10 protein-coding genes and 1 tRNA gene are annotated in these 12372 nt (G+C 48.1%); 5 read left to right on the forward strand and 6 right to left on the reverse strand.

The window, feature by feature from the left end:
• Nucleotides 1-168 precede the first annotated feature (168 nt).
• Entirely contained in the window at nt 169-1008 is an 840-nt protein-coding gene (locus ACXAGC_RS18500; RefSeq protein WP_119502593.1) for an isopenicillin N synthase family dioxygenase, read from the forward strand.
• Here the strand turns inward: ACXAGC_RS18500 and ACXAGC_RS18505 are convergent.
• Nucleotides 1005-2165: a tetratricopeptide repeat protein gene (locus tag ACXAGC_RS18505; RefSeq protein WP_474846180.1), complete on the reverse strand. Its 1161-nt coding sequence runs from the start codon at nt 2163-2165 to the stop codon at nt 1005-1007. The two genes, ACXAGC_RS18500 and ACXAGC_RS18505, sit on opposite strands and share 4 nt — an antisense overlap.
• Before the next feature lie 212 nt (nt 2166-2377).
• Between ACXAGC_RS18505 and ACXAGC_RS18510 the strand changes: the two genes are divergently transcribed.
• From ACXAGC_RS18510 to ACXAGC_RS18525, 4 genes are all read left to right on the forward strand, one after another.
• The gene (locus ACXAGC_RS18510; protein WP_474846182.1) at nt 2378-3148 is read left to right on the forward strand and encodes a ParA family protein; all 771 of its coding nucleotides are present in this window, start codon (nt 2378-2380) and stop codon (nt 3146-3148) included.
• A gap of 252 nt (nt 3149-3400) precedes the next feature.
• Entirely contained in the window at nt 3401-4057 is a 657-nt protein-coding gene (gene grxB, locus ACXAGC_RS18515; RefSeq protein ID WP_474846184.1) for a glutaredoxin 2, read from the forward strand.
• A 96-nt stretch (nt 4058-4153) separates the two neighbouring features.
• Nucleotides 4154-5107 (forward strand): GGDEF domain-containing response regulator, encoded by a 954-nt coding sequence (locus ACXAGC_RS18520; RefSeq protein WP_474846186.1) that lies wholly within the window; start codon nt 4154-4156, stop codon nt 5105-5107.
• On the forward strand, nt 5104-5451 hold the full coding sequence (locus ACXAGC_RS18525; RefSeq protein WP_474846188.1) for an Hpt domain-containing protein: 348 nt from the start codon (nt 5104-5106) through the stop codon (nt 5449-5451). The genes ACXAGC_RS18520 and ACXAGC_RS18525 overlap by 4 nt, the downstream gene beginning before the upstream one ends.
• 20 nt (nt 5452-5471) lie before the next feature.
• Here the strand turns inward: ACXAGC_RS18525 and ACXAGC_RS18530 are convergent, their stop codons facing one another.
• From ACXAGC_RS18530 to ACXAGC_RS18550, 5 genes are all read right to left on the reverse strand, one after another.
• Nucleotides 5472-7541, reverse strand: a complete 2070-nt coding sequence (locus ACXAGC_RS18530) for an EAL domain-containing protein (protein ID WP_474846190.1) — start codon at nt 7539-7541, stop codon at nt 5472-5474.
• A gap of 338 nt (nt 7542-7879) precedes the next feature.
• Nucleotides 7880-7966: transfer RNA gene (locus tag ACXAGC_RS18535), tRNA-Leu, on the reverse strand.
• A gap of 88 nt (nt 7967-8054) precedes the next feature.
• Entirely contained in the window at nt 8055-8729 is a 675-nt protein-coding gene (locus ACXAGC_RS18540; RefSeq protein ID WP_474846192.1) for a 3'-5' exonuclease, read from the reverse strand.
• A gap of 2 nt (nt 8730-8731) precedes the next feature.
• Nucleotides 8732-10564 carry a DUF294 nucleotidyltransferase-like domain-containing protein gene (locus ACXAGC_RS18545; protein WP_474846194.1) on the reverse strand — a complete coding sequence of 611 codons (1833 nt, stop codon included), beginning with the start codon at nt 10562-10564 and terminating at the stop codon, nt 8732-8734.
• An 83-nt stretch (nt 10565-10647) separates the two neighbouring features.
• Nucleotides 10648-12372 (reverse strand): sodium:solute symporter family protein, encoded by a 1725-nt coding sequence (locus tag ACXAGC_RS18550; RefSeq protein WP_474846196.1) that lies wholly within the window; start codon nt 12370-12372, stop codon nt 10648-10650.

Here is a 12372-nt window from a genome sequence, read left to right on the forward strand (position 1 = left end):
AGTGAGCGTGGCTCACTTTTTTAACCAGACAAACCAGACTAAATGGTCAGCTTTGTAACGAAAACTGACCACTTAACCTAACGGTAATTGACGTATATCAAAGGCCGTTACTTTTACGAAGACGCGGGATTCCCTATAATTCTGCGGTCATTTAATTAAGGTATCGTTATGCAATTAGAAGCTGTTGACTATCAGGCTCCCGGTGCACAGGAAGCATTCGTAGAATCCCTCCGTGAGACAGGGTTTGGCGTACTGAAAAATCACCCAATCAGCCAGGCAATGGTGACCGGCATTTATCAGTCCTGGCAAACTTTCTTCGACAGCGAAGAAAAGAATAACTACGTCTACAACAAAGGGACTCAGGACGGATTCTTCCCGCAAAGCGTATCTGAAGTGGCAAAAGGATTTACCAAAAAAGATATTAAAGAGTACTTCCACTTCTATCCCTGGGGTCAGTGCCCGCAAGCGTTGCGTCCTCAACTGGCGGAATACTACGCAAAAGCTAACACGCTGGCAGAAGAGTTACTGGGCTGGATTGAGAAGCATTCGCCGGCTGAAGTCAGTAAGCTGTACAGTCAGCCTTTGTCGAATATGATCAAAGACAGTGATCAGACCCTGCTACGGGTTCTGCACTATCCGCCGTTCCAGGGTGATGAAGAACCGGATGCTATCCGTGCGGCAGCCCATGAAGACATTAACCTTATCACCATTTTGCCCGCCGCGAACGAGCCGGGTTTACAGGTTAAAGGTAAAGATGGCAGCTGGATTGATGTGCCTTGTGACTTTGGTAACCTTATCGTCAACATTGGCGATATGTTGCAGGAAGCATCAGGGCATTATTTCCCGTCAACCACTCACAGGGTGATTAATCCTGCCGGAACGGACATGACTAAGTCACGGATTTCATTACCCCTGTTCCTTCACCCGCGCCCTGATGTAGTGTTGTCAGAAAGACATACTGCACATTCTTATTTGCAGGAACGTCTCAGAGAGCTTGGCGTTATCTAACGGGCGCTTTGTAAGTCAGACAGCTTACTCATGTAACGATATTCATCCTGGCGGTTTTGCGCATGCTTAGCCGCCAGCATCATGAAGTCAGCGGCGCGGTCTATATTGCCCAGCTCATAGTGCGCCTTCCCCATTCCGAAAAAAATTTCATGGCGGCTGTTATCCAGCCTGCGGGCACGGTTGTAATGGATAAGCGCCTGCTCCGCGTCACCGAAATCCAGCGCCTCTTCACCCAGAATGAAGTGATAGAAGGGGTTACTTTCCCGTTTATTACGCACACTTCTGGCAATGTCTCTGGCTTGCGCTGTACGACCTTCGAGTTCATGCAGTAACGCCAGATTTTCCCATGCGGTTAAGTTTTCACTGTCGAGCTTCAGTGCCAGCTCATAGCTTTCACGGGCGCTGTCCAGTAATCCGTGACGCCGGTACAACACCCCGAGGTTCACCCATGTGGAACCAAACTCAGGATAGAGCAAAGCGGCTGCACGTAAATACGCATAGGCTTTTATGTCGTCATTGTTGAGCAACGCATCAGCACCTTTGTTGTTATAGAACATAGCCGTGATTTTCTCTTTGCTGATGGCATTACGGGGGAAATGGGAGCGGATGGTCTGCGGATCAAAGTCCACATCGATGAAATGCGATGAAATCTGGTTCTTTCTCAGCGTGTCCGCAACGGATACCCGCAAATTAATATGACCATTGAGTAAATTCACTCCGCTGCGGCGGGTCCAGTATTCGGGAATATCCACTTCGTAGAATACGGCATTAAACCCGGCATAATCCGCCATGGCTTTCGCCATGATAGTCAGCGACAGGCAATTCGCGGCACGGTTCGCAAATGTCTCAGAAGCGATAGTGTTCGCATTGGTGATATAGCGGATCCCCAGTTCTCCGCCATCGAAGATTTGTCGGATCAAATTCTTAAGATTGTCTCCGTCGCCGGATAAAGGTGACTGTGAATTATCGACAAATTCTCTGGCAGCAGCATCAAGCTTAAATATTTCGTCTGCGGATTCCGGCGTATACTCATGGTACTGAGTAAATACGTCATCGTTGAGGGGCAATTCGCTGGCGGTAAAGGATTCCGGTAATGATGCACAGCCGGACATGAGGACAACAAACAGCATACCAGTTAAAAGTCGAATCTGCTTCATATCGTCACCCCTACTCAATTGGCGTGACTCAAGTATAACTCATAACAATTATTTTACATTTAATTCACACTGTATATTCAACCGTTCATCGCAGAGCCGGAAATCTCACCGGTAACCCTGATTATTTTCAATGTGAACCGCTGATCCCTTTACAACAGTGACCAAAATCGGACATATTTTAACCTTACCGTCGAACTCTCACCGGAGATCCAATGAAACGTGTCGTGTTCAATCAGAAAGGGGGCGTGGGAAAGTCGACTATCAGTGCTAATTTAGCCGCGGAAAGTGCCAGAAACGGGCTCAGAACGCTGCTGGTCGATTTAGATGCCCAGGGAAACAGTACGCATTACTGCGGGGTGGATATAAACGATGACAGCCTCACTGTTGCAGATATGTTTAAACAGGTTGTTGGCTGGTTTTCCAAACCTCAGCCGCCATCGGCTTTTGTCAGACCAACAGCATTTGAAAACTTGTCTGTTTTACCCGCCCATCCCAGCCTTACCGAGCTGGAGCGGGAACTGGAAACCCGTTATAAGATGTTTAAGCTGAAGGAAACACTGGCAACGCTGGAGGAAGATTTTGACCGCGTGTACATTGATACGCCGCCCAATTTCAACTTCTATTCCAAAGCTGCATTAATTGCTGCAGACAGCTTCATTATCCCTTTTGACTGCGATGACTTCTCTGTTCAGGCTATCGGCCGTCTGCTCGACAACGTTCTGGAATTGCGTACCGATCATAATCCGGAGCTGGAACTGGAGGGCATCATCATTAATCAGTTTAACCCGCAGGCAAAGTTACCGGGAGAACTGATTGCTTCACTCAAAGAGAAATCCTTACCTGTGCTGGACAGCAAAATTAACAGTACAGTAAAAGTGAAAGAGTCCCATTCGAAACGTATTCCGCTTCCGTATCTCGCGCCTTCACACAAGGTCAGTCAACAACTGGCTGCATTGTGGCAGGAACTGGAAGGGCAACGCTGACCGGGTTGCCCCCTGCCCCTCTCTGATCTTATTTTCCGGCTGACCCACACTACTAGTTCCTGCATATCGTCAGCCCTTCCGGGACGGCGAACTTTTTTCAGTTCTGCCCGTAAACACCGGTAGTAGTATCAAATAATATACGGTATCACGTCGAACAAACGTGTGTTTGCCGCGTATTGACAGAAAAATCAAACTTAAAGAAGTATCATTCTCAATATAGTCTACAATTAACTACCGGATTACGGAGTAACAATGCCTACATTACATCAGTACCTGCACTGCCCCTATTGTGTCCGCGCAGACATGACAGCTAACTATCTGGGCATAGAGCATAAAAAGTCGTATTTGCTTAATGATGATGAAGCGACCTGTCACAAACTCATCGGCGCAAAAATGGTTCCTATTCTGGAATTTGACGACGGCACAGCCATAGGTGAAAGCCTGGATATTGTCGAAAAGCTGATTGAAATGGCCCCTGCGGGGAAGAAGTTGTTACCGAAGACAGAACCGGAAAAGTATACCAAATACCTGGAATCCGTCTCGTTTGAAATAAATGCGTTGCTGTTTCCCCGTAATGTCATGATTGAGCAGCCGGAGTTTGCAACAGAAGAAGCCCGCGAGTATTTCAGGAAGAAGAAAGAGAAATCCCTAGGTATGTCATTTGAAGAGGCTTTTGATAATACAGAGAAGTATAAAAAGGCAGTAGAAGTTGCACTGGCAGATATGCCTGCCCCCCCTTTGCCGGCTCAGCAAATGAACCAGTTGGGATGGAATGATATCTTTGTTTTCCCGGTTTTAAGAAACCTGACAATGGTTAAAGATTTGGCGATGCCCGATGAACTGGCACAATATGTTGCTGCGGTGGCAGAGCTTACAGATATAAAGTTGTACACAGTTTTGGCTAAATAATCCGTTCATAGAAAATAAAAAGTTGTACTTAAATTTGGCTTGCCGTTAATGTGGCATTTATAGTAGTCGAATGAGTACAACCAAAGGAGTAATCAGGTGGTAATCCGGTCGACTTCCCGCTCACTGGCAGATTGTCATGTTCTTATCGTTGATGACCAGGCGTCAAGTCGTCTGGTCATGTCGACGTTGCTGGAGAACGTGGCCCGTTGTGATTCTGTTGCCAGTGCAGAAGAAGCCCTGGAGTTTTGCAGCAGAACCCTGCCTGATTTAATCCTTATGGATGTTTTTATGCCCGATATGGATGGCCACGAAGCGTGTCGTCAACTGGCTAACAACCCTAAAACCCAGCATATTCCCGTCGTCTTCGTTACTGCTTCAGTGTCCGATGAAGAGCAGGAAAAGTGCTGGAATGCCGGTGGCGTGGATTTTGTGCAAAAGCCGGTTAATGCCACCACACTGATAAATCGCGTAAAGTCTCACCTGGCCCATAAACTAAAAACTGACCTGCTTGAGCAGCTTATTTATACCGACAGGCTAACAGGCTGCTTTAACAGGCATTATCTTGAAGAAAGCTTACCGGATATTGTCAGAGAGGCTGATCGCACAGGAACACCGCTCTCGATTGCGATTTTCGATATTGATTTATTCAAGCAGTACAACGACAAGTATGGCCACATTGAAGGTGACACCTGCTTGTGGAAAATTGCCAAGGCTTTGAAAGGCTCACTGCTAAGACCGATGGACAGGTTAGTTCGGGTAGGTGGTGAGGAATTTCTGATTATCCTGCCGGGCACCCATGAAGAAGGCGCGCAAACAGTATGTGAGCGCATACTTCAGACAGTGAGTACTGAGCATATAGCTCACGCCCTGTCTCCTTCCGGTTTTTTAACCGTCAGTGCCGGTGCTGCAACTTATCACCCGAACTCTGCAGACATGGTTGATGAAACCATGCTTGCGGCCGATAAGTGTTTATATCTGGCAAAAGAAAACGGCCGTAACTCCTATGCGTTTGTCGGTCCGGACGGAGAATCACGGGTAGGTGCAGGATGAATGACTTTCCGGTATTAGATAAAGAAACCGCATTATCGCGGCTTGCAAATAATCACAGCCTGTATAACAAAGTGCTGGTCATGTTTACTGAGCAGGCCGGGGAGATGCTGACCATGCTGGAAGCACTGCCGCAAGACCAGATAGCAGATCAGCACCTTGCACTGCATTCACTGAAAGGATCTTCCGGAGAAGTGGGTGCCACCAGACTGTTTTACACCCTGCAGCAAATTGATCAGACCCTGAAAACAGCGCCGGAGCATGTCACTGCAGATCAAATTGAAGATGTGATTGCGGAAATCCGGCGCATACTGAACATAACGGCTCCCGGTAACCCCGCCGCCTGAATTCCGGCATCAGGATACCGCTAACCGGTAGCCCTTATTTTCTGAATCATCGCAGGGCTATGCCGTACTTCATGACAAAAGCGCAACAGTGCATCCAGTGAGTCCGGTTTTGCAATCAGGTAACCCTGGAAATAACGGCAACCCAATGCAATAAGTTTATCCAGCTGCTCTGCGGTCTCCACCCCTTCTGCAACTACGTCATACTGACATATGCGGGCAATCGACACGATAGCATCCACAATCACCGCACTTTTCTCACTCTCCAGCGTCCACACAAAGCTGCGGTCGATTTTAATTTCATTAACCGGCATATTCAGCAAATGTTGAAGAGAAGCATGACCAGTACCGAAGTCATCCAGCGATAACTTAACACCAAGATTGCGGATGGCCTGAATAGACTCAAAACAGATGGTATTTACATCAATAAAAAAGGTTTCTGTGACTTCAAGACACAGACTGCCCGGCCTGAAATGATACTGGTCAATCAGCCTGCTGAGCTCTTCCGCAAACCGGGTATCCATCAACTCTTTTGAAGAAATGTTTACCGATAAGACAAAATCCGGCTGCTGGATCTTCTGTAATGCCAGAATAGCCTGCTCAAGCACCCAGAAGTCTATTTCACGAATGAGTCCGGCCTTTTCTGCCACTCTGATATAAACTTCGGGAGAAAAGCTCTTAAGGGGCAAATGGGACGTTCTCAACAACACTTCTGCACCGGCAATCCGGTTTTCCTCACTGTCGTAAACAGGCATAAAGACCAGATGAAAGGCTTTGTTCGCCAGTGCGATCCGCAGTTCCTGCTCAACGAATCTCGCCTGACGATACTCTTTCTTAAGTTCAGGCTGATAAATTTTATAGCCAAGCTCGTTGTCCATGATCGCGTCGATGGCAATAGTCGTCTGAGCGAGTAACTCATCAACAGTCATCCCTCTCTCACCACGGGCAATCCCCAGCTTTACATCCAGTCTTAAATGCCCCAGAGAAGGAATATTCACCCCTTTCCGGGAAGCCGAGATTAAATTACCGAAGAAAGCCTCGTCGAAGTCTTTCAGCACCAGCAGGATATTCTCATCCTGCTTCCGGACCAGAAATGCTTCACGGTGTTTGTCCTGAGTGAAAGGACCAAATGTGGCTTTAATCAGTGATGTGACCGTTTCCTTTGAGAATTCCCGTTGCAGGGCAAGGTAATTCCTCACTCTGATATTCACAATCGTCAGCGGGCTATTCAGCTTACCCGGATAAAGTCGCTTAAGACCATTCAGGTTAATAAATCCCGAGTCGGGGTCTCTGTCTGCGAGCAGTTGGAGCTTTTGCATTTCTACCCGCTTGATGACAACAAAGTGACACAGAAAAACCAGCATTACCGCCGGCCAAATCAGTGCGAGAAACAAATTCACCGATGCAGGTGTAATGATGTGATGTTTTAACAAGAAACTATTGAGATACAGTTTATAGCGTCCGGGATCCAGTTGATTCAACGTTTCAACCGACACCAAAATACTGGCTACCGCAGACAAATCACTTGCCGCGATGTCGTAGGGTACCTGATAGTGCTTTTCCCACCAGGCATCCACCACGATGCGATCACGGTTAATAAGCTGTACGCCGTCATCAGGTAAAAAATAGACGGACTGAAAGCGCTTGGTACTGAGATCGTCTTCGTCGTACTCAACGTCATCCCTCAGCGAAATAAATGTCACACCGGCGCGGTGCTGAGCCCCCGGGTTATCTGTCTCAATGAATGCATCTATTTCAACTTCGTCCAGATTCGCATATGAAGGCAGTGATGAAGTGTTATCCGCGGCAATGTATTTGAATGTTAAACCACATAATTCAAATAACCTTGGCTCAGACACAGAACAGTCGAGAACGTAGCCTGATTTTGTTTTTTCAAACTGACTTTCTTCCCGGTAGCCGGCTACATCCACCACGCTTCCACTGGCAAGCACATCTTCAGTGACCAGGTTAAACGGCGAATAGCTGAACGTCACCAGCATCAGACTGATAAAAGCAAGGCCGGAAAAGGCATACTTATACAGATGCAGTGAAAAGAGTGCTGAATGTAGTGAAGAAGGAGTTCTGCTGACCATTTCCGGTAAAATTGTTAAGTATTTATAAATCCAATAACCCATTGGTTAATGTCAATGATATTACCGATATGACAGTTTTATAAAGTATAGTTTTCGATAAGCTGTTATGACCAACATGACGAATCACTGAACTTTCGTCTAATAATACGGCGGGGAATCAAGCGTTTCCGCTATCAAAAAAAAAGGAACAAAATAATAAGTTTATAAGTAATTTGCGCTGAAACAGCTAAAAGAATAACTAAAACAGAGAAATAATGAATTTTTTGCAGAATATCAGCAGGTTGCTGAGAATATTAATTGTACTGTTTTGAAATTTACTAAAGAAAAGTATAAAAGAATGGTGCCCAGGGGCGGACTTGAACCGCCACGCCCGTTAGAGCACTAGCACCTGAAGCTAGCGTGTCTACCAATTTCACCACCTGGGCATAAGAGACTTTGTGTATCGGGCGTTTGCCCCGTCTCGTTGTGGATGCGCAATTTACGGATGTTCGGTGTCTTTGTCAATCAACAAATTCAGTTTTTTTCCATTTTTTTGCAAGAAATGGCCTGAGTGTGCAGTAAATCGCCAATACTGACTACTTTCCCGCCATTCAGCACCTGATTTTGCGCAAACCAGAGTTGCAAGGTTGCCATAGCATCATCCAGCGCATTGTGAGCTGGTGCAGCAGGTAACCCCAGGCGCTGCCGGCAAACCGTTAACGTTGCACTGTTTGGCGGCAGTACTTCATGGTGCTTTTTAAGTTGATAGACTGCCAGCTTTAACGTATCCAGTACCACCACCGGCGGACAGGATATTTGCTGAGCCGACAATGCCGCCTGTAACACGCTTAAATCCAGATTAGCGTTGTGACATACCCACAGATGCGTTCCGGCATAACCGACCAGTTGCTCCAGTACCTCTTTAATATGCGCCCCCTGCGCTATTTCGGCACCGGTAAGACCGTGGATGACCGGGCTTTGGGCAAGATCCGCACGGGTTCTGACAACTGAATAAAAGCAACGGCTGATATCTATGTGACTTCCCCGTCCTTCTACCCAGCCGGCAGAGGTAATTTGCGCTTCACGGACATCCAGTGATGTCAGTTCCAGATCAACGGCCAGCAACGGCAGTGTTGCCAGCGACTTCTCCGCCCAGCCTTCCGGCAGTGGCGGGGCTCCTGCCAACCAGCGCTTTAACATACTCAGCATGCTCAGCTCATGCCTCCGGAGAAATTCATCACCGCACCCTGCTGCGCTCTGTCGATAGCCTTAAACGCGGCTTTAAGCTGATGCTTTTCTATGGATGACAATGAAGATACTGATACCCGGTTGTCTGTGACATTGCCGGACAACTGATGACGCCAGCGCAGACGGTTCAGAAACAGCCAGATATCCCGGAGATTTTGCGCATCTTTAGTCGACAATCCGGAACCTGACGGCAATGCCGCCAGCCGTGCCAGTGTAGAGGGCATGGTTAAGCCGTTTGCCAGCGCATAAATGCGGGCAAGATTATTGATGATTGCGATGGCCTTAACCTTCAAATCAATCACATCCTTTTCTTCGTAACCTTTCTCGTAAACAAATTTTTGAAACATCGAGAGAGGGACGGGAATATCATTATTGTGACGCGCCAGCGCGGCCAGAAACATCTTTTGCTTCAAAAGCGGCACTCTGACAAGTTGCATCTTTCTGAACAGCTCTGCGTCTCCCGCAGCACAGCGGGCATCCAGAAAAATATTGAAATGCATAATCGCTTTAGGCGTAGGTTGCCTGACCCATTCACCGGCTTCCTTCTCAGCCTGTGCCAGTGACAAACGCAATTCCGGATTCGATGCCATGATATTGCCGTCACATAACTTGATACCGCACTTCGCCAGACCATTGCATACATAGTCCGCCATGCCGGCAAAGTAGTCTGCCTGGCTGTCAGACGGCGTGGTTTCCAGTAACAGACCATTATCCTGGTCTGAGCCCATTGTTTGATCTTCACGGGCCTGGGAACCATACACCACCCAACTGTACCGCAACGGTGCCGGTCCGTGTTCCCGCTGGTAATAATGTATCAGTTTGCGGGTCATAATATCCGTGGCCTGAGACAATACTTTACCGGCAATATCGAAGTCACCGGGCCGTTTTGCATGGGTGGCAAAGTAGTGTGGCATTTGCCAGGACAGGCGGGTGAGTTCATAGAGGTTATCGGCTTTCGACAATTCACCGATGATGTAAAGCACGTTACCCCGCTGGTGACGGACAATATCTGATGCGGTGATCATTCCCAGCGGTTTACGACTGTTCCTGTCCACCACCGGCAGGTGATGGATATTACGTTCACTCATCAGTGCCATAGCGTCGAACATGGTCCGGTACTGATGAATCATGGCCGGCGTAGCCGTCATAATGTCAGCGACAGACAGAGAAATATCAGCGCCTTTTGCCACTACACGGTTGCGCAGATCTCTGTCGGTTACAATACCCACCAGCTTTTCGTCACGGGTGATCAGCAAAGAAGACACCTTGTTTTCCGACATGATTTGCGCGGCCTGCTGAATACTGACAGATTCTGCCGCCTGAACTGGCTCATGTTCAATGACCTCATGCAGTGCCTTGTATAGCCACATGGAGTTAGATTCCACGACAGCCTGATTTTGCAATGCACCGGTACGGGTACCGTGAAAGAAATCAGCAATCGCAGGGAAACTCAGGGCACGGTGAAACGCAGCGGCGGTGAAACAATACACCAGCCCGGGTTTATCGACTTTTACCGACAAGGGGTAATCTATGTTATCCAGCAACTTGGGATAACCGAAATAGTCTCCCTCGCTGAGGTGACGTTCACTCTGCTCTGCGTCTTTCACCGAAAACTGACCATTCTGGATCAGAAACAACCGCCCTTTATTTTCTTTCAGCAACGTCTCTGTGTTGTCAGCAGTGAGGTAAATCAGGCTGGCTTGTTTCGCCAGATGAATCATCTCTTCTTCATTCAACTGATCAAAAGGTGCAGAGGTTTTCAGAAAGTCTGTGACTTGTTGTGGCACAACGCTCATTGTTTAATCCTCAAAAAGAATAAAGCTCACCGCTGAGGGTGAGCTTTACAGTTTCTGTCGTCAGTAGTTAAGTGCAACAGGTTTTAGTGCGCTGACGCTTCACCTGCACCTTTCGGATAACGGATATCCTCTACCATTTGCTGGATTTCTGCAGGTGCTTCACCGGTCATCTTGAAGACAACGAAGGCAACCACGAAGTTAACAATCATACCCAGCGTACCGATACCTTCAGGTGAAATACCGAACCACCAGTTATCAGCCGTATTCGCTGCCGGATTCACAAACTTGAAGTAAATGATATAGGCCGCAGTGAACGCAATACCCGCCACCATACCAGAGATTGCCCCTGCACCATTCATGCGCTTGCTGAAGATACCCATGATAATAGCAGGGAAGAAACTGGAGGCAGCAAGGCCGAAGGCAAAGGCGACCACCTGTGCTACGAAGCCCGGCGGATTAATACCGAAGTAACCGGCAATTGCAATCGCCACACCGGCAGCCAGACGGGCATAGAAAAGCTCAGCCTTATCGGTAATATTCGGTGCAAAGTTACGTTTCAACAGGTCGTGAGACACTGAAGTGGAAATTACCAGCAACAGACCCGCAGAGGTAGACAGCGCCGCAGCTACCCCACCCGCAGCAACCAGGGCGATAACCCATGCCGGCAGATTCGCAATTTCAGGGTTAGCCAGTACCATGATGTCACGGTCAACATTCACTTCGTTCTTGCTCGCCGGATCATCAATGCTACCCGCTGCATAGAACATTTTGCCGTCACCGTTTTTATCTTTAAAGGTGATCAGGCCGGTTTTTTCCCAGTTCTTAATCCACGCCGGAGCCTCAGCATAATCAGTACCCGCCATATCAGGACCGTTTATGGTTTCAATCATGTTTACACGACCGAAGGAAGCCAGTGCCGGCGCAGTGGTATACAGGATGGCGATGAACAACAGCGCCCAGCCAGCGGATTTACGGGCATCACGTACTTTAGGTACGGTAAAGAAGCGAACAATAACGTGTGGCAGACCGGCTGTACCCACCATCAGGGCGAAGGTGATAAAGAACACATCAATGGTACTCTTAGTGCCGCTGGTATACTCATTAAAGCCCAGCTCCACCGAGAGACTATCGAGTTTCTCCAGCATATATATCCCCGACCCGTCGGCCAGTGTGGCGCCAAATGCAGTTTGTGGCAGGATATGACCGGTAACCATCATGGAGATGAACACACAAGGTACAAGGTAAGCGAAAATCAGAACGCAGTACTGAGCAACCTGTGTATAGGTAATGCCTTTCATTCCACCCAGTACCGTGTAGAAGAATACGATTGCCATACCAATAACCACGCCAGTTACGATATCTACTTCGAGGAAGCGGCTGAATACCACACCCACGCCGCGCATCTGGCCTGCTACATAAGTAAAGCAAACGAAGATGGCACAGAATACCGCCACGGTACGGGCAGTCTGCGAGTAGTAGCGGTCACCGATGAAATCCGGTACAGTGAACTTACCGAATTTACGCAGGTAAGGTGCTAAACAAAGTGCCAGCAGTACGTATCCACCGGTCCAGCCCATCAGGTAAACGGCACCGTCGTATCCCATAAAGGAAATCAAACCGGCCATGGAAATGAATGAGGCAGCAGACATCCAGTCAGCGGCTGTCGCCATACCATTCATGACAGGGGGTACACCACCACCTGCTACGTAAAAGTCGTTAGTTGAACCGGCACGGGCCCAAATCGCAATAGCGATATACAGGGCGAAAGATGCGCCGACGATGATAAAGGTCAGTAATTGAACATCCAT

The organism is Alteromonas sp. AWJ4_197, assembly GCF_056160285.1.

Coding starts and splice junctions, on each gene's coding strand:
- ACXAGC_RS18530 (WP_474846190.1), bottom strand. CDS start 7,541: ATGGTCAGCAGAACTCCTTCTTCACTACATTCAGCACTCTTTTCACTG.
- ACXAGC_RS18510 (WP_474846182.1), top strand. CDS start 2,378: ATGAAACGTGTCGTGTTCAATCAGAAAGGGGGCGTGGGAAAGTCGACT.
- ACXAGC_RS18525 (WP_474846188.1), top strand. CDS start 5,104: ATGAATGACTTTCCGGTATTAGATAAAGAAACCGCATTATCGCGGCTT.
- ACXAGC_RS18550 (WP_474846196.1), bottom strand. CDS start 12,372: ATGGATGTTCAATTACTGACCTTTATCATCGTCGGCGCATCTTTCGCC.
- ACXAGC_RS18505 (WP_474846180.1), bottom strand. CDS start 2,165: ATGAAGCAGATTCGACTTTTAACTGGTATGCTGTTTGTTGTCCTCATG.
- grxB (WP_474846184.1), top strand. CDS start 3,401: ATGCCTACATTACATCAGTACCTGCACTGCCCCTATTGTGTCCGCGCA.
- ACXAGC_RS18545 (WP_474846194.1), bottom strand. CDS start 10,564: ATGAGCGTTGTGCCACAACAAGTCACAGACTTTCTGAAAACCTCTGCA.
- ACXAGC_RS18500 (WP_119502593.1), top strand. CDS start 169: ATGCAATTAGAAGCTGTTGACTATCAGGCTCCCGGTGCACAGGAAGCA.
- ACXAGC_RS18540 (WP_474846192.1), bottom strand. CDS start 8,729: ATGCTGAGTATGTTAAAGCGCTGGTTGGCAGGAGCCCCGCCACTGCCG.